Origin of the sequence: Brevundimonas sp., assembly GCF_051858995.1 — a bacterium.
Taxonomy (GTDB): domain Bacteria; phylum Pseudomonadota; class Alphaproteobacteria; order Caulobacterales; family Caulobacteraceae; genus Brevundimonas.
This window is the reverse complement of sequence record NZ_JBHYGN010000007.1, coordinates 318046-339085: the sequence shown is the minus strand read 5'-3', so window position 1 is coordinate 339085 and position 21040 is coordinate 318046. Positions and strand designations below refer to the sequence as shown.

Below are 21040 nucleotides of genomic sequence, written 5' to 3'. Positions count from 1 at the left end.
CTGTTCGGATTCGAGGCCGCACAAGGTGCGGCGCCTCACCGCCGCCCGAACAGCTTCTCCAGATCCCCCAGCTTCAGCTCCACATAGGTCGGGCGGCCGTGGTTGCACTGGCCGCTGTGAGGCGTGGCCTCCATCTGGCGCAGCAGGGCGTTCATCTCCGGCGCGGACAGCACCCGGCCGGCGCGGACGCTGCCGTGGCAGGCCATGGTGCCGCAGACCTCGGCCATGCGCTCCTTGAGGGAGAGGGCGGCGCCGTGTTCGGCGAGGTCGTCGGCGATGTCGCGGATCAGGCCCTGGACATCCGTGTCGCCCAGCAGGGCCGGGGTCTCGCGGACGAGGACGGCGCCGGCGCCGAAGGCTTCGACGATCAGGCCCAGCTCGGCCAGTTCCTCGGCGCGGACGGCGACGCGTTCGGCCTCGGCGGGATCGAGCTCGACCACCTCGGGCGCCAGCAGGGCCTGACGGGTGACGGCGCCCTCGGCCATCTGGGTCTTCATCCGCTCATAGACGAGGCGTTCGTGGGCCGCGTGCTGGTCGACGACGACCAGGCCGTCGCGGGTCTGGGCGACGATATAGGTGCCGTGCAGCTGGGCGCGGGCGGCGCCGAGGGGGAGGTCGATGTCGGCTGCGCCAACAGTGGCGAGTGGCGAGTGGCGAGTGGCGAGATCGTCGGGGGCGAAGCCGGCAGCGGGGTCGTAGGTGGGTTCAACCCGGGCGGAGCGCTCGTTGAGGCCGGGGAGTATCTGGGCGGTGGCGGTTGCCGGAGCAGCCCAGGCTTGCCAGCCGGACCAGCCCCGGGCGGCGTCGCTGAAGCGCTCGCCACTCGCCCCTCGCCACTCGCCACCGGGGACGCCCTCGTGCGCCCGGAAGCCGGACAGGGCGTCGGCGGCGACCGTGGTGGAGGCCCGGTGGCCGGCGGCGGCGAGGGCGTGGCGCAGGGCGCCGACGATCAGGCCGCGCACGAGGGCGGGGTCGCGGAAGCGGACCTCGGCCTTGGCCGGATGGACGTTCACGTCGACATAGAGCGGGTCGATGTCGAGGAAGAGGACGGCGGCCGGATGCCGATCGCGGGCGAGGAAGTCGGCATAGGCGCCGCGCAGCGCGCCTTGCAGCAGCCGGTCCTTCACCGGGCGACCGTTGACGAACAGATACTGGTGGGCGGCGTTGCCCCGGCTGTAGGTGGGCAGGCCCGCGTAGCCGGACAGACGCACGCCGTCGCGCTCCTGATCGATCAGCAGGGCGTTGGCCTCGAAATCACGACCCAGCAGGGCGGCGAGGCGCTTGAGGCGACCGTGGTCGCCGGGGTGTTCGGCGGGAAGGCGCAGGGTGGTCCTGCCGTCGAGGTCGAGGGTGAAGGCGACGCCTTCGTGGGCCATGGCCTGGCGCTTGATCTCCTCCGAGATGGCCATGGCCTCCGAGCGCTCGGACTTCATGAATTTCAGGCGGGCGGGGGTGGCGTAGAAGAGGTCGCGGACCTCGACGCGGGCGCCGTGCGGGCCGGGGAAGCCGGCGGGGGCGACCGGCTTCTGGTCGCCGCCCTCGACGGTGATCTGGTGGGCGTCGCCGCCGTCACGGGAGCGGCTGGTGATCGTCAGGCGGGCGACCGAGCCGATGGAGGGCAGGGCCTCGCCGCGGAAGCCGAGGGTGTGGATGCGCAGCAGGTCCACGTCGCCGGCGTCGTCAGGCTCCAGCTTCGACGTGGCGTGGCGCTCGACGCACAGGGCCAGCTGGTCCGGAGCCATGCCGTGGCCGTCGTCGGCGATCAGGATGCGGGAGAGACCGCCGCCGTCGGCCTGGATTTCGATGCGCGAGGCCCCCGCGTCGAGCGCGTTTTCGACCAGCTCCTTGATGGCGCTGGCCGGGCGCTCGACCACCTCGCCGGCGGCGATGCGGTTGACGGTCTCGGGGGGGAGGCGACGGATGGGCATGGATTCGCAAGTATGGCGTGGTTCGGGAAAGGGAAGAAGGGGCGCGGGGCCTTGGCGACCGGGGGCGGAGGCGCCTAGAGACAGGGCATGGCGATGACCAACCCCGACCCGACGCGGCGCGGCGCGACCCTGAGGCTGGTGCTGGGGGACCAGCTGTCGGACGCACTGGCGGGGCTGGGCGATCTGGACGCCGCCCGGGACGTGGTGCTGATGGCCGAGGTGCGCGAGGAAGCCACCTATGTGCGGCATCACAAGCAGAAGATCGCCCTGACCTTCGCCGCCATGCGGGCCCATGCGGCGCGGCTGGAGGAGCGGGGGGTGCGCGTGCGCTATGTGCGGATCGACGCGCCGGACAACCGCCACTCGATCGTCGGGGAGCTGGCGCGGGCGCTGGAGGGCGGGGGCTTCGAGCGGGTGGTGCTGACCGAATGCGGCGAGGCGCGGTTGGCCCGGGCGCTGACGGCGTTCGCGGCGACGGCGGGCGTCCCGGTCGAGGTGCGCGAGGACCGGCGGTTCATCTGCTCGCATGACCGGTTCCGGCGCTGGGCGGCGGACAAGCGCGAACTGCGGATGGAGTATTTCTATCGCGAGATGCGGCGCGAGACCGGCCTGCTGATGGACGGGACGGAGCCTGAGGGCGGGCGCTGGAACTATGACACGGAGAACCGGCGCAAGCTGGCCAAGGGGGTGCGGCCGCCGGAGCGGCTGAGGACGCCGCCGTCAGCGATGACGCGCGAGGCCATGGCGGACGTGGAGCGGCTGTTCCCCGAGCATTTCGGGACGCTGGACGGGTTCGGCTGGCCGGTGACCGTCGCGGACGCCGAGGCCGTGCTGGAGGACTTTCTGGCGCGCATCCTGCCCGGGTTCGGCGACTGGCAGGATGCGATGGCGGAGGGGCAGCCGTGGATGTGGCACGGGCTGATCTCGACCGCGATCAACCTGGGTCTGCTGGACCCGCTGGATGTCTGCCGCCGGGCCGAGGCGGTGTACGCCGCCGGGGGCGCGCCGCTGAACGCGGTGGAGGGGTTCATCCGGCAGATCCTGGGCTGGCGCGAGTTCGTGCGCGGGGTCTACTGGCTGAAGTCGCCGGAGTACGGGAAGCGGAACTTCCTGGACGCCGACCGCGCCCTGCCGTGGTTCTTCTGGTCGGGCGAGACGGACATGGCCTGCGTGGCCGACGTGGTCGCGACCAGCCGCGACAACGCCTACGCTCACCACATCCAGCGGCTGATGGTCACCGGCAATCTGGCGATGATGCTGGGGGTGCATCCGGACGCGGTGGATGACTGGTACATGACCGTCTACGCCGACGCCTATGAGTGGGTGGAGATGCCCAATACGCGGGGCATGGCGACCTTCGCCGACGGCGGCATCGTGGGGTCCAAGCCCTATGCGGCGTCGGGGGCCTATATCAACCGGATGAGCGACTACTGCGGGGCCTGCTGCTATGACGTGAAGGGCAAGTCCGGTGACGGCGCCTGCCCGTTCAACCGGCTGTACTGGGGCTTCCTGGAGCGGAACCGGGCGCGGCTGCGCGACAATATCCGGCTGGCCATGCCCTACCGGACGCTGGACGGCTTCGGCGAAGCGAAACGCGCGGCCCTGCTGGCCGAGGCGGAAGCGACCCGGCTGGTGCTGGGGGCGACGCCGCCGACGGACGGCCCGGAATAGGGGCGTCGTGTCGGTGGAAAAGGCGAGGGCGGGCGGTCAACGGGCTTGCGCCGCGACCGATACCCGCCCAGCCTCGCGGCTTCCGAAAACCCCCGTTTCTGAGGTTTCCCCCCATGCCCGTGAAGACCGTCGCCGAGTTCGTCGCCGCCTATAGGGAGAAGGACGTCAGCCCCGAGGCCTTTGAGCTGGAAAGCCAGTACCTGCTGGAGGTGAAGCTGAACGGCTCGATCTGGGCCAAGGCCGGGTCGATGGTGGCGCGAACGGGGCAGGTGAAATTCACCCGTCAGGGCCTGATGGAGCAGGGCATCGGCAACCTGCTGAAGAAGGCCGTCAGCGGCGAGGGCATGGTGCTGATGAAGGTCGAGGGCCAGGGCCGCGTCTACCTGGCCGACACCGGCAAGAAGATCACCCTGCTGCGTCTGGACAACGAGACCATCTTCGCCAACGGCAATGACGTGCTGGCGCTGGAGACCGGCGTCAGCAACCAGATCACGATGATGAAGCGGGTGGCCGGGATGATGTCCGGCGGCCTGTTCAATGTGAAGCTGAGCGGCAGCGGCATCGTGGCGATCACCAGCCACTATGACCCGCTGATCCTCAAGGTCAGCGCCCAGACCGGTCCGATCTTCACCGACCCGAACGCGACGGTGGCCTGGTCGGGCGGACTGCAGCCGGAAATCGCGACGGACATCTCGCTGAAGACCTTCGTTGGACGCGGCTCGGGCGAGAGCATCCAGATGAAGTTCCAGGGTGAGGGCTGGGTCGTGGTCCAGCCGTATGAGGAAACCTACATGCAGCAGGGTCAGTCGTAGGACAGGCGGGTCTCCTCCCCATCGCACGGCGAGGGGGAGGTGGCTCCGAGCCTCGTGAGGAGACGGAGGGGCTTTTCAAGCGGGGCGCCGCGAGAGCCCCTCCACCGCTTCGCGGCCCCCTCCACATCTGCGATGGGGAGGACACGACCCGACTACCGCCCGCCCGGCTTCTGTTCGAGGCCGTAGATCAGGTCGGCGACATCCTCGGCCTTGGCGGTGAAGACGGCCTGAGCGTCGCGGAGGCCGCGATTGTAGAAATAGGCGCCGACCTCGCGGCCGAAGAACTCGATCAGCATCTCGGCGGGCAGGGCTGACAGCTCCTGATCGAGCTCGGCGTCGAAATAGTCCTGCACGCGACGGACCATGTCGCGCATCTCTTCCTTCGAGAATTTGATCGGCTCGACGGTTTTCATCCGACCGCCTCGGCAAGGGCTTCCTCGGCGGCCATCCAGGCGGCCTCGGCGGCGTCGAGGTCGGCCTGGGTCTTGGCGCGCGAGCGGCTAAGACCTTCGAGTTTCTTGGGATCGCTGGCGGCGGCGTTGGCGAGGTCGTCGTCGAGACGCGACAGGTCGGCCGCGAGCTGGGTCATCCGCTCTTCCGCCTTCTTAACCGCATGCCTGAGCGTCGAAGGCGACGGTCCGCCTTTCTTCTGCTGGGCCTTGGGTGCGGGGGCAGCGACCGGAGCGGCTTCCGTGGCCGCCGGCTCATGCTTGACCTGCGACGGCTTCATTCCGGCCTGTTTGGCGCGGTCGAGGACGAATTTGGCGTAGTCGTCCATGTCGCCCTCGAACGGCGTCACCGTGCCGTCGGCGGCGAGCCACAGACGGTCGGCGACCAGTTCCATCAGCGAGCGGTCGTGGGTGATCAGGATGACGGCGCCGGTGTACTCGTTCAGGGCGTCGAGCAGGGCCCGGCGGCTGTCGATGTCCAGGTGGTTGGTCGGTTCGTCGAGGATCAGGATGTGGGGCGAGTCCATCGCCACCAGGTTCAGCAGCAGGCGGGCGCGCTCGCCGCCGGACAGGCTGGAGACGGTGGTTTCCTGCTTCTGGAAGGGCAGGCCGAACTGGGCCAGCTTCGAGCGGCGGCTGGACTCGGACGCTTCCGGCATGGCCCGGCGGATGATCTCCAGCGGGGTGTCGGTCGGGTCCATGGCCTCGATCTGGTGCTGGTGGAACCAGCCCACGCGCATCTTGCCGTCGCGGTGGAACTCGCCGGTCTCGACCGTCAGGGCCTTGGCGATGAGCTTGGCGAAGGTCGACTTGCCGGCGCCGTTGACGCCCAGCAGGCCGATGCGGTCGTCCAGGTCCATGCGCAGGTTGAGATTGCGCAGGATCGGCTTGCCTGGCTCATAGCCGACATTGGCCCGCTCCAGCCGGATCAGGGGCGGGGGCAGGGGGCGTTCGGGCGAGGGCAGGACGAAGGGGGCGACGCGCTCTTCGGGCGGCAGCTCGATCCGCTCCATCTTCTCCAGCTTCTTGACGCGCGACTGGGCCTGGGTGGCCTTGGACGCCTTGGCCTTGAAGCGGTCGATGAATTTCTGGAGGTGGGCGCGCTCGGCCTCCTGCTTGGACTGGGTCGCGGCCATCAGGCGCAGCTTCTCGGCCCGGGTCTTTTCGAAGGTGTCGTAATTGCCCGTGTAGAGGTCCAGCTTGCGGTTCGACAGGTGCAGGATGTGGGTGCAGACCTCGTTCAGCATCTCGCGGTCGTGCGAGATGATCAGGGCCGTCGCCGGATATTTCTTCAGCCGGGCCTCAAGCCACAGAGCGCCTTCCAGATCGAGATAGTTGGTCGGTTCGTCGAGCAGCAGCATGTCCGGCTCGGCGAACAGGGCCGCCGCCAGCGCCACGCGCATCCGCCAGCCGCCCGAGAAGTGAGCCATGGGGCGGTGGATGTCTTCCTGGCTGAAGCCCAGGCCGACGAGGATTTCGGACGCCTTGGCCGGGGCGGCGTCGGCGTCGATCTCGATCAGACGGCCCCAGATCTCGCCCATCTCCTCCGGCTCGGCGGTTTCGAGGCGGGTGAGGAGGTCGTGGCGCTCGACGTCGGCCTCCAGAATCGTCTCCAGCACGGAAACGGGCGTGGCCGGGTGCTCCTGATCGACCGAGCCGATGCGGGCGGTCTTGGGCAGGGAGACTTCATCGCCGCCGGCGACCAGTTCGCCGAGGATGACCTTGAACAGGGTCGACTTGCCGATCCCGTTGCGGCCGACCAGACCGACCTTGGCGCCCGGCGGCAGGCTGACGGAGGCGTCGTCGAGGAACGAACGGCCCCAGGCGTTGAGGGTCAGGCGGTTGATCTGCAGCATGGGGGGAGGATTGACTTTCGAACTGGTCATCTCAAGATGACCAGTCATGACGTATGACCATGAGAGCGGCGAGGTCGTCATAACGGCGACGGAGTTCAAGGCCAAGTGCCTGGAGCTTCTGGACCGGGTGCATTCGGGCGATCTGCGGCGCGTTCACATCACCAAACGGGGCAAGGCGGTCGCGGTGCTGGAAGGCCCGGAGCAACCGCCCGCCATCGTCAGTTTCATCGGCGCCCAACCTGACAGCGTGAACCTGCCGCCCGATGTCGATATCGACGGCCCGATCTATGATCCGCAGCGTGACGGGCGCTGTGATCCGGCGCGCGGCCTGCTGTGAGCGCCAGCGCCCGCTCCGGGTTGCGGGAGCTCCAGCAGATCTGGCGGCCTGACGGGGCGGTCCTGCTGGACACGAACGCCATCATCCGGGCGCAACTGGGCCATAGGCTGACGCCGGAGGCCGTGGCGGCCATTGAGCGGGCCCAAGCCGAACTGGGCCTGATGATCTCCATAGTTTCGGTCTGGGAGCTGGGCCTTCTGGCCCGGAATCGCACCAGTCCGACGGGCCGGATCTTCGCGCCCGATCTCGATACCTGGCTGGACCGTGTGATGGGGATGCACGGGGTCAGACTGGCCCAGATAACGTCGGACATGGCGCTGGCCGCGTGGCGTCTGCCGGAACCGATCCATGGAGACCCCGCGGATCGCCTGATCATCGCCGCGGCCAGAGCGCTCAGTGTGCCGATCATCACGCGGGACAGGGCGATCCTGGACTACGCCGCCCTTGGACATGTGCAGGCGATCGCCTGCTGAGGGAGCGGGTTGGAAACCGGGGAGCGCGCGTCTATAAGCCCGCGACCTTCAATCTCCCAAACCAGAAGTCATCCCATGACCGAACGCACCTTCTCGATCATCAAGCCGGACGCCACCCGCCGCAACCTGACCGGCGCGATCAACGCCGTGATCGAAGGCGCCGGCCTGCGCATCGTGGCCCAACGCCGCGTCAAGCTGTCGACCGACCAAGCCAAGAAATTCTACGAAGTGCACGCCGAGCGCCCGTTCTACGGTGAGTTGGTCGAGCAAATGACCGCCGAGCCGGTCGTCGTTCAGGTGCTGGAAGGCCCGAACGCCGTCGCCGCCTACCGTGAAGTCATGGGCGCCACCAACCCGGAACAGGCCGCCGAAGGCACCATCCGCAAGCAATTCGCCCTGTCGATCGGTGAAAACTCGGTCCACGGCTCGGACAGCCAGGAGAACGCCGCGATCGAGATCGCCCAGTTCTTCACCGACGACCAGATCGTCGGCTAAGTTCGACACCTCGGTGTTGATGGAAGCGGCCGGATCCCTCGGGGTCCGGCCGTTTTTCGTTTCAGGCCGCTTTTCGGCGGCCGGCGACGATCGACGCCACCGTCGACCCGCCCATGGCGCCGGCGAAGATGGTCAGGGCGGCGAAGGCGATGGGGGGAGACCCCAGGGGCAGCTCTGAAATCAGGCCCGGGCTGAGTTTGGCGCCGTAGGTCGCCGCGGCGATGATCGCCGGGAGGCCGAACGTCACGCCCTGCGCCGCGCCGGCGAGCCGACGGTCGGTGTGGCCGAATAGCAGATTTCCGACCAGCATGCCCGCCGCCCAGAGCAGCATCAGGACGGCGATGGCGGGAAGCAGGCCGCTCCAGATGAACAGGGACAGGATCGGGGTGAGGGGGACGCTCAGGATCGCCCAGCCGATCTGCCCGGACCGCTCGGCCGCCGTCCAGCCCTCGATCATGGTGAGCACGCAATAGGGCGGGACCAGCCAGGCGACGCCGGCAGCCGCGCCGACAAGGGGCGCCCAGAAAGGGAAGTCGGGGGGTCGCAGGGGCATGCCGCCAGTCTGGAGGGCCAAGCCTAACAGTCGATTGAGCCCTGTCCGGAACCGGACGTGGGCGGTCTCCGTTTTCACCGGGTCTTTCTCCCCCAAAGGAACAGAACAATGAAAACGATCCTGAAGCTGACCCCCGCCGTCGCCGCCCTGGCCATGCTGGCCGCCTGCGGCACGACCATGGAGCAACGCGCGGCCACCGGCGCCATCGGCGGCGCGGTCGCCGGCCAGGCCATCGGCGGCAACACCGGCGCGACGGTCGCGGGCGCGGCCATCGGCGCCGCGGCGGGCGCGGCCACGACCCCGCGTCGTCCGCGCTAAAGCCTGAAGGCTGAAACAGAAACGGCCCCGGAGATCGCTCTCCGGGGCCGTTGTCCTGTCTGGAATGCGCCTTACCAGATGCGGGCGCGGGCCTCGGGGGCCAGGTACTGTTCGTCGCCGGGCTGGACGCCGAAGGCGGCGTACCAGGCGTCGATGTTCCGCGGCGGCACGGCGGCGCGGTACTGGGCCGGAGCGTGCGGATCGATGGTGACCTGCTGACGCAGGGCGTCGTCACGGATGTTCTCGCGCCAGACCTGGGCCCAGCCGAGGAAGACGCGCTGGTCGCCGGTCAGGCCGTTGATGACCGGGGCCGGTTGGCCGTTCAGGCTGCGGTGATAGGCGTCGAGCGCCAGCAGCAGGCCGCCCAGATCGGCGATGTTCTCGCCCATGGTCAGGTCGCCGTTGACGTTGGAGCCGACCAGCGGAGCGAGGGCCGAGTACTGGGCGCCGAGAACCGCCGCACGGGCCTCGAACTTGGCGGCGTCCTCGGCGGTCCACCAGTCGCGCAGCACGCCGTCGCCGTCGACCTTGCGGCCCTGGTCGTCGAAGCCGTGGGTGATCTCGTGGCCGATGACGGCGCCGATGCCGCCGTAGTTGACCGCCGGATCGGCGTTGGGATCGAAGAAGGGCGGCTGCAGGATGGCGGCCGGGAAGACGATCTCGTTGCGCGGCGGGTTGTAGTAGGCGTTCACCGTCTGGGGCGTCATGCCCCACTCCAGCGGATCGACCGGGCGGGTGAGCTTGCCGAGGCTCCACTGCCATTCGAAGGCCGAGGAGCGCTCGACGTTGCCGTAGAGGTCGCCGGGGACCAGACGCAGGCCGTCATAGCTGCGCCACTGGTCCGGGTAGCCGATCTTCACGCCGAAGCGGCTCATCTTGTAGAGGGCTTGCTGGCGGGTGGCGTCGCTCATCCAGTCGAGGTGTTGCAGACGTTCGGTCATGGCCGCGCGCAGGTTGGCGACGAGCGCCTCCATCTGGGCCTTGGATTCCGCCGGGAAGTAGTGGGCGACGTATTCGCGGCCCAGCGCCTCGCCCAGCGAGCCGTCAACGAGCGACACGCCGCGCTTCCAGCGGGGACGGTTCTCGGGTTGGCCGCTGAGGGCCTTGCCGTAGAAGTCGAAGCGGGCGTCGACGAAGTCCTGTGACAGATAGGGCGCGGCCTGGTCGATGACGTGGAAGGCTTCCCACGCCTGCAGGGTGGCGATGGGCGTCTCGGCGAAGACGCGGGCCATGCCCGGATAGGCGCTGTCCTGCGAGCGGACGATGCGCGGGGCGTTCTGGATGCCCGCGGCCGTGGCCCAGGCGGTCCAGTCGAAGCCGGGCGCGTTCTGGTTCAGGTCGGCGAGGGTGGTGGGCGAATAGCCCTTCTCGATGTCGCGGCTCTGGACCTGCGTCCAGTGCTGTTCGGCGATGCGGGTCTCGAAGGCGATGATGTCGGCGGCGGACTGTTCCGGATTGGCCCAGCCGGCCAGGGTCAGTGCCTTGACGATCCAGGTCTGGTAGGCGGCGCGCTGGGGCGCGAAGCCGGCTTCCAGATAGTAGTCGCGGTCAGGCAGGCCGATGCCGCTCTGGACGATGTAGGCGCTGTTCTGGTTCGGGTCCTTGAGGTCCTCGGCGATGTAGATGCCGAAGAGGGTGGAGCCGAAGCCGGACTGTGTGCGGCCCATGAGGGCGGCCATCTTGGCGTGGGTGTCGGCGGCGCGGACCTCGGCGAGGTCGGACTGCAGCGGCGTGGCGCCCAGCCGGTTGACCGTCGCCTCGTCCATGAAGCTGGCGTAGAAGGCGCCGACCTGACGGGCCTCGGGGGTGGTCGGGTTGGCGGCGCTTTCCTCGATCAGGCCGCGCAGGGCTTCCTGCGAGTTGTCGTACAGCATGTGGAAGGCGCCGTAGGACGTCTTGTCGGCGGGGATCGGCGTGTTCCGCAGATAGGTCCCGCTGGCGTACCGGTTGAAGTCCGCGCCGGGGCGGACGGAGGTGTCCATGCCCGCGGTGTCGAGGCCGAAGGTCCCGATCTGCGGCGTGGTGCGGGCCGGGATTTCGACGATGGGCGGCGCGGTCTGGGCGGAGGCGACCGTCGCGGCGAGGGTGAGCACGGCGCCGGCGGCGCAGGCCATGAGGCGGATCTTGAGCATGGGAGCCCCTGTTGAAGTCTGCGGCAACCTGACTCCAACACCCTCCGGTGTCGCGCTGAATTGTCGCGGATTACAAAATTCTAATGCAGGGCGCGGCAGAAGGCGGTGAGGGCGCGCGGGTAGAGTTTGTGCTCGGCGGCCAGAACCCGCTTCTGCAGGCTTTCCGGGGTGTCCATGGGCAGGACCGGCACGAACTCCTGGTCGAGGACGGGACCTTCGTCGACGCCCTCTGTGACCAGATGGACAGTGCAGCCCGCCTCGGCGTCACCCGCTTCAATGGCGCGGGCATGGGTGTCGAGGCCCGGATATTTGGGCAGGAGGCTGGGGTGGATGTTGATCATCCGCGCCGCCCAGAGCCGCACGAGGAAGGGCGTCAGCAGCCGCATGTATCCCGCCAGCGCCACCACATCGATGCTGTGCTCCATCAGGACGGCGTCGATGGCGCGTTCGTGCGCCTCGCGATTGTCGCCGAACAGGCGGTGATTGACGACGGCGGTTGGGATGCCCTGCTGCTCGGCGAAGGCCAGGCCGCCCGCGGTGGGACGGTTGGACAGGACCAGGGCGATTTCGAAGGGGGCGTCCGGCTTGCGCGCGGCCTCGATCAGGGCGGCCATGTTCGATCCGGCGCCGGAGATGAGGACGGCGACACGGGTGCGCCGGGGCGGGGAAGCGGTCATGGGCGGGACCTTGCGGAGACGGCGGACCTTTGCCGCCGCGCCAGAGTCGGGTCAACCGAGGCGGCGTCTTGTGTTGGCGCGCGCGCTCGGAAAGAGTGGGCGGAGTTTTCGGGGGAAAGACTGACGATGATCGCCGCCCTTATCGCCGCCGCGCTCGCCTCCGCGCCGATGCAGTCCGACCAGATGACCCGCGACGTGGTGATGGACTTCTGCCTGCCGTACGTGAACGGCGACAGCGACCGGGCGGCCATCGAGTTCCTGGGCTTCACCGTCACGGGCGAGGAGGGGGCGGTCACCGATCTGGCCAGTTCGGACGACCGGCAGGCCTATCTGCTGCGCCTGACCGCCGATGACGGCGAAGATGACGGCGAAGTGCTGCGCGCCTGCGAACTGCAGGCCCGGGGCGCGGGCTTCGACGCGGTGAAGGGCGCGATCCAGCGGCCGCTGGAACAGGCGGGCTTCACCGCCGAGACGGTGGCGGGCTCGAACCGGCTGATCTGGAGCCGTCAGGGGGTGACGGTCTCGCTGCGTCAGAGTCAGGGCCGCGCCGCCGTCGTGCGGGTCAGCTATTCCAGCCTGGACGCGGAAGGGGCTTAGGCAGCCTCGAGCTGGCCGCAGACGAAGGCGACTTCGCCGACGTTCAGCAGGGCGGCCAGAACCGGCTCGGCGTTTTCCGGCGAGACGATCAGGATGAAGCCGACGCCGCAGTTGAAGGTGCGGCGCAGTTCGTGATCCGAAATGCCGCCGACCTCGCCCAGCCACTGGAAGACGTGCGGCACCGGCCAGGCGTCCCAGTCGAAGTTGGCCTGCAGGCCTTCGGCGATGCAGCGCGGCGGGTTTTCGATCAGGCCGCCGCCGGTGATGTGGGCTGCGCCCTTGACCAGACCGGCCTTCATCAGCGGCAGGACCGGCTTCACATAGATGCGGGTCGGCTCCATCAGGGCCTGGGCCAGCGAGCGGTCCTTGGCGAAGGGGGCGTCGTCGGCCCACGACAGGCCGGACTTCTCGACCACCTTGCGGATCAGCGAATAGCCGTTGGAGTGCGGACCGGACGAGCCGATGCCGATGATGATGTCGCCCGCCTGCTGGCGGTCGAGGTAGGGCAGGGCGTGGCCGCGCTCGACGGCGCCGAGGCTGAAGCCCGCGAGGTCATAGTCGCCGCCGGTGTACATGCCCGGCATTTCAGCGGTCTCGCCGCCGACGAGGGCGCAACCGGCCTGACGGCAGCCTTCGGCGATGCCGGCGACCACGCGACGGGCGGCGTCGATCTCGAGCTTGCCTGTGGCGTAGTAGTCGAGGAACAGCAGGGGCTCGGCGCCCTGGGCCAGCAGGTCGTTGACGCACATGGCGACCAGATCGACGCCGACGCCGTCGTGGCGACCGGTCTCGATGGCGATCTTGAGCTTGGTGCCGACGCCATCCGTGGTGGTGACGATCAGCGGGTCTTCAAAGCCGGCGGCCTTGAGGTCGAACAGGGCGCCGAAACCGCCCAGCGAGGGCTCCGAACCGGGGCGGGCGGTGGACTTGGCCAGGGGCTTGATATGCTCGACCAGCATCTCGCCGGCGTCGATATCGACGCCCGCATCGGCGTAGGTCAGGCCGTTCTTGAGGCTGTCGGAAGTGTCGCTCATCGGTCACGGGCCTGAATCAGTGGGCGGAAATATGTCGCGGCTCTTGCCACAACGGGCGCGCGCGGGGCTATAGCATCCGAATGACGCCGATCACCACCACCGAGGCGCTGCAAGAATTTTGCGCGCGCCTGGCCAACGAGCCGTTTATCACCGTCGATACCGAGTTCATGCGGGAGACGACGTACTGGCCCAAGCTGTGCCTGATCCAGGCCGCTTCGCCGACGCACGCCGCGATCATCGATCCTCTGGCCGAGGGGCTCGATCTGGAGCCCTTCCTGGCCCTGATGCGCGACGAATCGATTCTGAAGGTTTTCCACGCCGCCCGTCAGGACGTGGAGATCTTCGTGAAGCTGGGCGCCATGCCCAAGCCGATGTTCGACACCCAGGTGGCCGCCATGGCCGCCGGGTTCGGCGATCAGGTCAGCTATGAGGCGCTGGTGCGCCAGATGATCCGGCAGGAGGTCGACAAGGGCAGCCGCTTCACCGACTGGGCGCGGCGTCCGCTGTCGGAGGCCCAACTGGTCTATGCGCTGGGTGACGTGACCCATCTGGCGGCCCTGTATCCCAAGCTGCGCGACCGCCTGCAGAAGGACGGCCGTCTGGAGTGGGTGATGGCCGAGATGGGCGACCTGACCGACCCGGCGCTGTACGACACCGACCCGGAGAAGGCGTGGCGTCGCCTGAAGCCGAAGAAGTTCTCGGCCAAGTACTTGGCGCCCTTCGTCGCCGCCGCCGTATGGCGCGAGCGGGCGGCGCAGGAGCGCGACCAGCCGCGCGGGCGCATCCTGAAGGACGAGGCCATCGACGAGATCGCCACCCAGGCGCCGACCGATCCGGACGCCTTCAACCGCCTGCGCTCGGTGCCCAAGGGCTTCGGCGCGTCGCGGCTGGGTCTCGAACTGAGCGCCGAGCTGAAGCGGGTCATGGCCGACCCCGAGGCCCATGCGCCCAAGCTCGAGCGCCCGGCGCACAACCAGCCGGCCCCGCCGTCGGTGGTGGAACTGCTGAAGGTGCTGCTGAAGGCCAAGAGCGACAATGCGGGCGTGGCCACCAAGCTGATCGCCAATGTCGCCGATCTGGAGAAGATCGCGCTGGACGATAACGCCAACGTCGAGGCCCTGAAGGGCTGGCGCCGTCAGCTTTTTGGCGAGGACGCGCTGAAGCTGAAGCGCGGGGAGATCGCCCTGGTCCTGAACGGGCCGCGGGTCGAGGTGGTGGAGATCGAGTAGGTTTGAACGGCCTTCCCCCGCTTGCGGGGGAAGTGTCGCGTTGATCGCGTAGCGATCCAGCGACGATGGGGGTGTTTTGACGGCCCTCTCCGACCCTGCATCAGGCTTCGCCTGACCGCCGGGCCACCTCTCCCGCAAGCGGGAGAGGGCTGGAGCAGGAAGGGGCCGTCCGAAGGGGCGGCCTTTTTCGTTTTCACGCCGTGAGTTCCTCGATCTCGCGGGCGATGTTCGCGCGAGCCTGCGCCTCGTAGCGCTCCGCCCAGACCGGATCGGCGTAGAGGGCCGGGCTTCCCAGAAAACGCCCCATGATCGCCGCGCGACCGGCGCGATAGAGCGGCTCCGGAACGTGGGCGTATTCCTCGCGGATGGCGCGGGCGTAAGCGTCGTAGCGGTCGGGCTCGGCGCCGAGGATGGACAGGTCGATGGAGACGAGGCGAGCGCCCAGCGCGTCGCCGTCGCTGACCGAATGGCCCGCCGTCAACAGAATCAGCCGCTCGATCTCGGCGATGACGGCCGGATCGGCGCCGTCGGCGGATAGCTGCGCGCGCGCCAGATCTGCGCTAGCGGCTTCATTGTCATTGCGGGTGGGGTCGTAGATCGCGTCGTGGAACCAGATCGCCGTCTCCAGCAGGTCGCGCTGGTCGGCGGTGAGGTCGGTGCAGGCCCGGACTTGCGTCAGACAGTCCTCGATATGGGGCATTGCATGATAGCGCCGGTGCGGTTCGCTATAGCGCGCGATCAGCGCATCGCGAACCGCACCGGAGATCATGATCAGGCCACCGTGGCCTTGACGATCTTGCCGGGCGCGCGCGGCGGCTCGCCCTTGGGCAGGTTGTCGACGTGCTCCATGCCTTCGATGACATTGCCCCAGACAGTGTATTGGCGGTCCAGGAAGGTGGCGTCGTCGAAGACGATGAAGAACTGGCTGTTGGCCGAGTTCGGGTCCGAGGTGCGGGCCATCGAGACGGCGCCGCGGACGTGCGGCTCGGCCGAGAACTCCTGCTTCAGGTTCGGCTTGTTGGAGCCCGAGGTGCCGGTGCCGGTCGGGTCGCCGCCCTGGGCCATGAAGCCCGGGATCACGCGGTGGAAGACGACGCCATCGTAGAATCCTTCCGAGGCCAGGTCGGTGATCTGCTTGACGTGGTTCGGCGCGAGGTCCGGGCGCAACTTGATGACCACGTCGCCGCCGGGGGCGTCGCCGTTGTCGAGGGTCAGGGTGAGGGTTTCGGCCATTCGGGCGCGCTCCTTTGGAGGGTTTCGCCTGCTCATATAGGCGGCGAGGCTCGCAGGCAAAGCGTCAGCGCAAAGGCCAGCGTCCGAGCGTGTGATAGATCGACCGTCCGACCTCGCTGTGGATCAGGACGAATTCCTCGGGCCGCCAGCTGATCGGGCGGATCGGCCGTTCGGGCAGGCGCCGGTCGCCGTAGCTGAGCGTCACGTGCGGATTGAAGTCCTGACGCGATAGCGGCTTGACGCCATGGCGGATGACGGCGGTCAGCAGGTCGTTGCGGAAGGCCCTGAGCGCCTCGACGCCTCGGTCGCCGAGCAGGACGTGCGGATGCTTGCCCGGCGCGCCGGAGAAGCTGGAGGCACTGTCTAGGGTGACCTTGAAGGCGTTGGAGGCCATGCTTTCACCGGCCTGCTTGAGCGCGTCGATGACCGAGCCGGGCGGCATCCCCTGATAGTCGCCGACATGGATCAGGGTGATGTGCAGCCGATCCTGCCGGATCGCGTGGCCTCGGAGCCCGTGCTCGTCGCGCGATTCCCCCAGCACTTCGGTCGCCGCTCGGGCGGCCGCCTCCGGAAGCATGAGTCCGAAGAAGAGGCGCTCGATCTGGCGAGGCGGTTCGTCTCTTCCGAAAAGGTCGCCGGACATGACACCCGTGTGGCTGGAGGGAAGGGCGGATTCGATGTCGGTGCGACTGAAGTCATCGCCGACGAAGAGCAAGGGCCATCCGCGCGATTTAGCCGCCTCATAGGCGAAGCAGTCGCCGAAATTCAGGGTCGCAGTGTGGAAGCCCTTGCCGAAGACCTCGTAGGCGGATGCGGCTCGACGGGCGGCTGAAGCGGTGACGGGGGCGATCTCGAGGTCAAGGTCCTCGATCATTCGGCCCATCCGTTCGCCCATCCCCCGCCGCGTGGCGACGATCAGGGTTTCGGCCAAGGTCCCGGCGGAGATGACCACGCGAGGTGCGCTCTCGATCGCGGCCATACATGCGTCCGCCCCCTCCTCATCGAGCAGGATGGCCATGAGGGCCGAGCTGTCGATGACAATCAACGGGGCAGGCCGTCTTCGTCGTAGAGGAAGTCCTGACTGCGGGCGGCGCTGATGTGATCGGGACCCTTGGGAGGAGCCTGTCGCCGAACAGCCTCCATGACCGCGCGCCGATCCTTCACGCGTGTCGCGCTGATCGCCTCAACACGAGCGACAGGCTTGCCGTGACGGGTAAGTATCACCTCCTCACCTTCTTCAGCCAGACGCACGAGTTCCGTTAGTTGAGCCTTGGCTTCGCTTACAGATATGTCCACGACCGTCTCCCATCGATCAGGATTATGGACCAACCTTGGTCTGTTCTCAACGCACAGACAGGCACGCATAGCCCTTCCATGTCCGACGAAGCCCCCAAGCCTGAACGCCGCCGCATGGTGAAACCGCCCTCGGGCGGGACTGCGGCCGGGCGGAGCATGGGCACGAAGATGAAGACGGCGGACACCAAGTCGATGTCCAGCCAGCAGTGGATCAAGCGGCAGCTGTCGGACAAATGGTCCGAGAAGGCGCGAGCCGAGGGCTGGCGGTCGCGCGCGGCGTTCAAGCTGATCGAGATCGACGACCGCTTCCGCCTGATCAAGCCGGGCAGCCGGGTGATCGATCTGGGCGCGGCGCCGGGCGGCTGGGTGCAGGTGGCGATGAAGCGCGGGGCGAAGGCGGTGGTGGGCGTGGACCTGCTGCCGATCGAGCCGGTGCCGGGCGCCGAGCTGATCCAAGCGGACTTCACCCATCCGGGCGTCGATCAACAGATGATGGACCTGCTGGGCGGGCCGCCGGATCTGGTGCTGTCGGACATGGCGCACAATACGGTCGGGCACCGGCAGACGGACCACCTGAAGATCATCGCCCTGATCGAGATCGCGGCGGACTTCGCCATCCGCACCCTGCGGCCCGGCGGGGCCTTTGTGTCGAAGAATTTCCAGGGCGGGGACGCCGGGGGCGTGCTGGCCCGGCTGCGCGAGGAGTTCGAGACGGTGAAATACGTCAAGCCCGCCTCGAGCCGGAAGGACAGCGCCGAGGTGTTCCTGGTGGCGCTGAACAAGAGATGAGCCTGATCGCCCTGGCCCTGATCGGTGCGATGCAGGTGGTGGAACACCCGCCGATCCGCGTGCCGGTGACGGAGCTGCTGGGGCGGACGCCCGCCGAGGTGGCGGCGAGGATCGGGGGGCCGGGCGAGGTCAGCGTCGCCGAGGCGGTGCGGATCGTCGACGGCGGACGCGCCGTGGACCTGTATCCCGCCCAGCGGTTCCACCGCGCCTGGCCCGAGGGCGGGGTGTGCGTGACGGGCTTCCCAGAGATCCCGCTGCCAGGCGAGCCGGACGCCAATCCGCGCGCCGAACTGATGCGCCGCAGCCGGGGCTGGTTCGTGTTCGAGAACGGGCGGCTGACCGGGGTGCGCCCGGCGATGCCAGTGGCGCGCCGTCCGGAAGATTCGGCGCTGGCGACCCGCGAGGCGACGCATGCGCGGATGATGGGGGCGCAGCCGCTGTCGCCGATGACGGTCGCGCCGGGACGGTTGCCGCTGTCGGACGGGCTGGGGGTGCTGGAGCGGCTGCCGACGGCGCCCGCCGACCTGTCGGTGACCAGCCTGTGCGTGCAGTTGCCCGAGCGGACGGTGCGGTCAGGCGACGTCGGCACGGACGTCCTCTGGGCCATGGTCGGGCTGACCGTGCTGCCCTTCGTGCCGTTCCAGAAGGCCGAGGAAAGCCGCGCGGATCGCGAGGGTGGGGCTCTGCTGGACTCGGTGGAGCCGGGGTCGGTCCTGCCCGGTGGCGTCGAGGGTTTCGTGGCGCGGCGACGGGGGGTGCGCGTCTATCGCGATACGGTGGATCCCGGGTTCGCGGTGATCGCGGTCAAGCTGGGCAACGGGGCGGACAATATCCCGGATATGGGGCTGCTGGGCGTGCGCGACGACCATGTGGTCTGGGAGGTCCGGCGCGAGGCCGGGCAGCAGGGCGTAGGGCCGCTGGTGTGCCGGGATGCCGAGAACCGGCCCAGCGGCGAGCGGCCCGGCTGCACCGACTATGGCTTCCTGAGGCCCTGAGGGCTCAGCGCACGACGGGCGTCAGGGCCAGTTCGCGGCGGTCCAGCTCTTCCTCGATCTGATAGTAGGCGGCGTCGCTGATCTCGCCGCTGAGACGCATGTCCAGCAGGCGGTCGCGCTTGGCCTGAAGCACCTCGCCCGCCAGATCATCGACCGGCAGGGCGACGCGGCCGTCGCCGTCGCAGGCCGCGTCCACGGCGGCGCGGCGTTCGTGGTACTCGGCCTTGAGCCGCTTGGCCGGGGGATCGTCGCGGTCCGAGACATGGGCGATCGCGGCGTCGGCGATGGCGGCGCGGGCCTTGCGGATCTCGCCCGCCAGAACCCCGTCGTCACGGAGCCCCATCAGGCGGATGAGCGGTCCGAGGGTCAGGCCCTGGACCACCAGCGTGCCCATGACGACAGTGAAGACGGCCAGCAGGATCAGGTCGCGGTAGGGGAAGTTCATGGGCAGGGCGTAGGCGGCGGCCAGGCTGACCACGCCGCGCATGCCCGCCCAGCCGATCACCAGACCGGCGGCGAAGCTGGGGGCGTGGCTGGCGCGGGCCAAGTGTCGCCCGATGAGGCGGTTCCGCAGTTGGGCGACGCCGTTGTAACCCATAACCCAGACCAGCCGGACCAGCACGCAGACGCCGAGGACGATCAGGCCGAAGACGAGGTAGTCCTGCCGCTGGGCGTCCTCCAGCCCGCGCCAGATCGGGCCGATCTGCAGGCCGACCAGGGTGAAGGCCAGGACGTTCAGGGCGAAGACGGCGGTCTCCCAGACGGCGTAGGCGGGGACGCGGAACACCGCCGAGGTGCGCGCCGACATGCGGGCGATGGCGAGGGCGAAGACGACGATGGTGATGATGGCGGACAGGCCCAGATGCTCGGCCATGATCCACAGGCCGAAGCCGCCGACGAACTGCATGACGATGGCGGGCGGGGCCTCGGTCAGCAGGCGGACAATGCGCATCTGCATCCAGGCGGCGATCAGGCCGAAAAGAACGCTGCCGGCGGTGGCCAGCAGGATGGTGCCGCCCAGCGACCAGCCCACCGGCATGGCGGCGACCATGGTCAGGACGGCCAGCTTGTAGATCAGAAGGGCGCCGGCGTCGTTGAACAGGCTTTCGCCCTCCAGCACGGTGCGGATGCGGAAGGGGGCGGGGATGATCCGCAGCACGGCGGTGGCCGCGGCGGCGTCCGGCGGGGCGACGATGGCGCCGAGAGCCACGGCGGCGGGCCAGAGCAGGCCGGGGACCAGCATCTTCGCCGTCAGGGCCACCGCGAGCGTGGTGATGACCACGGCGACGAGGCTGAGCAGGGCGATGGGGACGACGTTGCGCTTGAGGTCGCGCAGGGAGCTGTCGAAGGCGGCGTCGAGCAGGACCGGGGCGACAAACAGGGCCAGCACCAGCGGCGGATCCAGCGTCAGCTCCGGCGCGAAGGGCAGGAAGGCCGCCATGGCCCCGGCGAGGGCGACGAAGGGCGGGAAGGGGGCCTTGAGCTTCTGGGCCAGCAGGGACATGGCCACCGCGGCGGCCATGACGGTCAGGATGGTTTCGAAGCCGTGCATGCCCGCGACAGGCTAGCGCATGTCGCGGAGGTCGTCAGCGGGATTTCAGGCCTTGGCGAGGGCGGCGGCGCGACGGGCCTTGCGGGCCTCGATGCTGGTCCAGACGCGGTCGTGGACTGTGAAGAAGATGGTCTGCACCAGCGGCTCCAGAATGCCGATGGTCAGTGCCACGCGGATGTCGCGCGTCAGGGCGAAGGCGACCGCGACCGCGACGGTGAAATGCATCAGGCCGTAGGTGACGGACTTGAGCGCGATCTGCTTGAACGAGCGGGGCAGGGCGTGGCTGTGGCCGTGGTGGCCATGGCCGTGATGACCGTGGGCGCGGGTTTGCTCCGCAGGGTCCATGACGCCCAGACGGGCGGTGAAGGCTTCGGACGCCTCCTCGACGCCGGACAGCATGTTGCGCCGCTCGATGCGGTGCCAGACGCGGTCGTGGATCGAATAGGCGATGGTCTGGAAGAAAGGCTCGACCACGCCGACCGCGAGCGCGAGACGCCAGTCACGCGTGATGGCGAAAGCCACCAGGATGGCGACCACCAGGTGCATGATGCCATAGCTCGCGATCTTGAGCGCGAGGCGGCGGACGGTGCTGACGAAGGTGCGAACCATTCTCA

At 68.7% G+C, this 21040-nt stretch carries 23 protein-coding genes; 10 read left to right on the top strand and 13 right to left on the bottom strand.

Annotation, left to right across the window (positions count from 1 at the left end):
* Positions 1-35 precede the first annotated feature (35 nt).
* Positions 36-1928, bottom strand: a complete 1893-nt coding sequence (gene mutL / locus ACTIEF_RS06450) for a DNA mismatch repair endonuclease MutL (protein ID WP_439471291.1) — start codon at positions 1926-1928, stop codon at positions 36-38.
* A gap of 93 nt (positions 1929-2021) precedes the next feature.
* On the opposite strand from mutL, the gene ACTIEF_RS06445 reads away from it, so the two are divergent.
* Entirely contained in the window at positions 2022-3599 is a 1578-nt protein-coding gene (locus tag ACTIEF_RS06445) for a cryptochrome/photolyase family protein (RefSeq protein ID WP_439471506.1), read from the top strand.
* A 113-nt stretch (positions 3600-3712) separates the two neighbouring features.
* Positions 3713-4411, top strand: coding sequence for an AIM24 family protein (locus tag ACTIEF_RS06440; RefSeq protein WP_439471290.1), 699 nt, complete (start codon positions 3713-3715; stop codon positions 4409-4411).
* A gap of 152 nt (positions 4412-4563) precedes the next feature.
* Here the strand turns inward: ACTIEF_RS06440 and ACTIEF_RS06435 are convergent, their stop codons facing one another.
* On the bottom strand, positions 4564-4824 hold the full coding sequence (locus ACTIEF_RS06435) for a DUF2164 domain-containing protein (protein ID WP_439471289.1): 261 nt from the start codon (positions 4822-4824) through the stop codon (positions 4564-4566).
* Entirely contained in the window at positions 4821-6716 is a 1896-nt protein-coding gene (locus ACTIEF_RS06430; protein WP_439471505.1) for an ABC-F family ATP-binding cassette domain-containing protein, read from the bottom strand. Before ACTIEF_RS06430 ends, ACTIEF_RS06435 begins: the two co-directional genes overlap by 4 nt.
* Positions 6717-6762: 46 nt before the next feature.
* Here ACTIEF_RS06430 and ACTIEF_RS06425 point away from each other — a divergent pair, with 46 nt between their 5' ends.
* The 3 genes from ACTIEF_RS06425 (at position 6763) to ndk (ending at position 8021) form a co-directional block, all read left to right on the top strand.
* On the top strand, positions 6763-7053 hold the full coding sequence (locus ACTIEF_RS06425; protein ID WP_439471288.1) for a type II toxin-antitoxin system Phd/YefM family antitoxin: 291 nt from the start codon (positions 6763-6765) through the stop codon (positions 7051-7053).
* Positions 7050-7526, top strand: coding sequence for a type II toxin-antitoxin system VapC family toxin (locus ACTIEF_RS06420; RefSeq protein ID WP_439471287.1), 477 nt, complete (start codon positions 7050-7052; stop codon positions 7524-7526). Before ACTIEF_RS06425 ends, ACTIEF_RS06420 begins: the two co-directional genes overlap by 4 nt.
* A gap of 75 nt (positions 7527-7601) precedes the next feature.
* Positions 7602-8021 (top strand): nucleoside-diphosphate kinase, encoded by a 420-nt coding sequence (gene ndk, locus ACTIEF_RS06415; RefSeq protein ID WP_439471286.1) that lies wholly within the window; start codon positions 7602-7604, stop codon positions 8019-8021.
* A 61-nt stretch (positions 8022-8082) separates the two neighbouring features.
* Here the strand turns inward: ndk and ACTIEF_RS06410 are convergent, their stop codons facing one another.
* A complete protein-coding gene (locus tag ACTIEF_RS06410) occupies positions 8083-8574 on the bottom strand; it encodes a hypothetical protein (RefSeq protein ID WP_439471285.1) in 492 nt (163 codons plus the stop codon).
* Between the two features lie 108 nt (positions 8575-8682).
* On the opposite strand from ACTIEF_RS06410, the gene ACTIEF_RS06405 reads away from it, so the two are divergent.
* Positions 8683-8892: a hypothetical protein gene (locus ACTIEF_RS06405; RefSeq protein ID WP_439471284.1), complete on the top strand. Its 210-nt coding sequence runs from the start codon at positions 8683-8685 to the stop codon at positions 8890-8892.
* 71 nt (positions 8893-8963) lie between these two features.
* Here ACTIEF_RS06405 and ACTIEF_RS06400 read toward each other — a convergent pair whose 3' ends face one another.
* A complete protein-coding gene (locus ACTIEF_RS06400; protein ID WP_439471283.1) occupies positions 8964-11024 on the bottom strand; it encodes a M13 family metallopeptidase in 2061 nt (686 codons plus the stop codon).
* Positions 11025-11104: 80 nt separating this feature from the next.
* On the bottom strand, positions 11105-11701 hold the full coding sequence (gene purN / locus ACTIEF_RS06395) for a phosphoribosylglycinamide formyltransferase (RefSeq protein WP_439471282.1): 597 nt from the start codon (positions 11699-11701) through the stop codon (positions 11105-11107).
* 126 nt (positions 11702-11827) lie between these two features.
* Between purN and ACTIEF_RS06390 the strand changes: the two genes are divergently transcribed.
* Entirely contained in the window at positions 11828-12298 is a 471-nt protein-coding gene (locus ACTIEF_RS06390) for a hypothetical protein (protein WP_439471281.1), read from the top strand.
* Here the strand turns inward: ACTIEF_RS06390 and purM are convergent.
* Positions 12295-13332: a phosphoribosylformylglycinamidine cyclo-ligase gene (gene purM, locus ACTIEF_RS06385; RefSeq protein WP_439471280.1), complete on the bottom strand. Its 1038-nt coding sequence runs from the start codon at positions 13330-13332 to the stop codon at positions 12295-12297. The genes ACTIEF_RS06390 and purM overlap by 4 nt on opposite strands.
* An 80-nt stretch (positions 13333-13412) precedes the next feature.
* Here purM and rnd point away from each other — a divergent pair, with 80 nt between their 5' ends.
* Positions 13413-14561 carry a ribonuclease D gene (gene rnd / locus ACTIEF_RS06380; RefSeq protein ID WP_439471279.1) on the top strand — a complete coding sequence of 383 codons (1149 nt, stop codon included), beginning with the start codon at positions 13413-13415 and terminating at the stop codon, positions 14559-14561.
* Between the two features lie 193 nt (positions 14562-14754).
* Here rnd and ACTIEF_RS06375 read toward each other — a convergent pair whose 3' ends face one another.
* The 4 genes from ACTIEF_RS06375 to ACTIEF_RS06360 form a co-directional block, all read right to left on the bottom strand.
* Positions 14755-15261: an HD domain-containing protein gene (locus tag ACTIEF_RS06375; protein WP_439471278.1), complete on the bottom strand. Its 507-nt coding sequence runs from the start codon at positions 15259-15261 to the stop codon at positions 14755-14757.
* 71 nt (positions 15262-15332) lie between these two features.
* Entirely contained in the window at positions 15333-15830 is a 498-nt protein-coding gene (locus ACTIEF_RS06370) for a peptidylprolyl isomerase (RefSeq protein ID WP_439471277.1), read from the bottom strand.
* Positions 15831-15858: 28 nt separating this feature from the next.
* Positions 15859-16839 carry a PIN domain-containing protein gene (locus ACTIEF_RS06365; RefSeq protein WP_439471276.1) on the bottom strand — a complete coding sequence of 327 codons (981 nt, stop codon included), beginning with the start codon at positions 16837-16839 and terminating at the stop codon, positions 15859-15861.
* Positions 16836-17090, bottom strand: a complete 255-nt coding sequence (locus ACTIEF_RS06360; RefSeq protein WP_439471275.1) for a type II toxin-antitoxin system Phd/YefM family antitoxin — start codon at positions 17088-17090, stop codon at positions 16836-16838. The genes ACTIEF_RS06365 and ACTIEF_RS06360 overlap by 4 nt, the downstream gene beginning before the upstream one ends.
* 78 nt (positions 17091-17168) lie before the next feature.
* Here ACTIEF_RS06360 and ACTIEF_RS06355 point away from each other — a divergent pair, with 78 nt between their 5' ends.
* Both ACTIEF_RS06355 and ACTIEF_RS06350 read left to right on the top strand, forming a co-directional pair.
* Positions 17169-17879 (top strand): RlmE family RNA methyltransferase, encoded by a 711-nt coding sequence (locus ACTIEF_RS06355; protein WP_439471274.1) that lies wholly within the window; start codon positions 17169-17171, stop codon positions 17877-17879.
* Complete coding sequence (locus tag ACTIEF_RS06350) at positions 17876-18874, top strand: hypothetical protein (protein WP_439471273.1); 999 nt, start codon at positions 17876-17878, stop codon at positions 18872-18874. Before ACTIEF_RS06355 ends, ACTIEF_RS06350 begins: the two co-directional genes overlap by 4 nt.
* Positions 18875-18878: 4 nt before the next feature.
* Here the strand turns inward: ACTIEF_RS06350 and ACTIEF_RS06345 are convergent, their stop codons facing one another.
* Positions 18879-20426 carry a cation:proton antiporter gene (locus ACTIEF_RS06345; RefSeq protein WP_439471272.1) on the bottom strand — a complete coding sequence of 516 codons (1548 nt, stop codon included), beginning with the start codon at positions 20424-20426 and terminating at the stop codon, positions 18879-18881.
* Positions 20427-20471: 45 nt separating this feature from the next.
* Positions 20472-21035, bottom strand: coding sequence for a DUF2061 domain-containing protein (locus ACTIEF_RS06340; protein WP_439471271.1), 564 nt, complete (start codon positions 21033-21035; stop codon positions 20472-20474).
* Positions 21036-21040 lie beyond the last annotated feature (5 nt).

Excerpts from the sequence above, each read along its gene's own strand:
- ACTIEF_RS06410 (WP_439471285.1), bottom strand. The coding sequence starts at position 8,574 with ATGCCCCTGCGACCCCCCGACTTCCCTTTCTGGGCGCCCCTTGTCGGC.
- ACTIEF_RS06340 (WP_439471271.1), bottom strand. The coding sequence starts at position 21,035 with ATGGTTCGCACCTTCGTCAGCACCGTCCGCCGCCTCGCGCTCAAGATC.
- ACTIEF_RS06350 (WP_439471273.1), top strand. The coding sequence starts at position 17,876 with ATGAGCCTGATCGCCCTGGCCCTGATCGGTGCGATGCAGGTGGTGGAA.
- purM (WP_439471280.1), bottom strand. The coding sequence starts at position 13,332 with ATGAGCGACACTTCCGACAGCCTCAAGAACGGCCTGACCTACGCCGAT.
- ACTIEF_RS06425 (WP_439471288.1), top strand. The coding sequence starts at position 6,763 with ATGACGTATGACCATGAGAGCGGCGAGGTCGTCATAACGGCGACGGAG.
- purN (WP_439471282.1), bottom strand. The coding sequence starts at position 11,701 with ATGACCGCTTCCCCGCCCCGGCGCACCCGTGTCGCCGTCCTCATCTCC.
- ACTIEF_RS06445 (WP_439471506.1), top strand. The coding sequence starts at position 2,022 with ATGACCAACCCCGACCCGACGCGGCGCGGCGCGACCCTGAGGCTGGTG.
- ACTIEF_RS06345 (WP_439471272.1), bottom strand. The coding sequence starts at position 20,426 with ATGCACGGCTTCGAAACCATCCTGACCGTCATGGCCGCCGCGGTGGCC.
- ACTIEF_RS06370 (WP_439471277.1), bottom strand. The coding sequence starts at position 15,830 with ATGAGCAGGCGAAACCCTCCAAAGGAGCGCGCCCGAATGGCCGAAACC.
- rnd (WP_439471279.1), top strand. The coding sequence starts at position 13,413 with ATGACGCCGATCACCACCACCGAGGCGCTGCAAGAATTTTGCGCGCGC.
- ACTIEF_RS06400 (WP_439471283.1), bottom strand. The coding sequence starts at position 11,024 with ATGCTCAAGATCCGCCTCATGGCCTGCGCCGCCGGCGCCGTGCTCACC.
- ACTIEF_RS06390 (WP_439471281.1), top strand. The coding sequence starts at position 11,828 with ATGATCGCCGCCCTTATCGCCGCCGCGCTCGCCTCCGCGCCGATGCAG.
- ndk (WP_439471286.1), top strand. The coding sequence starts at position 7,602 with ATGACCGAACGCACCTTCTCGATCATCAAGCCGGACGCCACCCGCCGC.
- ACTIEF_RS06435 (WP_439471289.1), bottom strand. The coding sequence starts at position 4,824 with ATGAAAACCGTCGAGCCGATCAAATTCTCGAAGGAAGAGATGCGCGAC.
- ACTIEF_RS06430 (WP_439471505.1), bottom strand. The coding sequence starts at position 6,716 with ATGCTGCAGATCAACCGCCTGACCCTCAACGCCTGGGGCCGTTCGTTC.
- ACTIEF_RS06405 (WP_439471284.1), top strand. The coding sequence starts at position 8,683 with ATGAAAACGATCCTGAAGCTGACCCCCGCCGTCGCCGCCCTGGCCATG.
- ACTIEF_RS06355 (WP_439471274.1), top strand. The coding sequence starts at position 17,169 with ATGTCCGACGAAGCCCCCAAGCCTGAACGCCGCCGCATGGTGAAACCG.
- mutL (WP_439471291.1), bottom strand. The coding sequence starts at position 1,928 with ATGCCCATCCGTCGCCTCCCCCCCGAGACCGTCAACCGCATCGCCGCC.
- ACTIEF_RS06440 (WP_439471290.1), top strand. The coding sequence starts at position 3,713 with ATGCCCGTGAAGACCGTCGCCGAGTTCGTCGCCGCCTATAGGGAGAAG.
- ACTIEF_RS06375 (WP_439471278.1), bottom strand. The coding sequence starts at position 15,261 with ATGCCCCATATCGAGGACTGTCTGACGCAAGTCCGGGCCTGCACCGAC.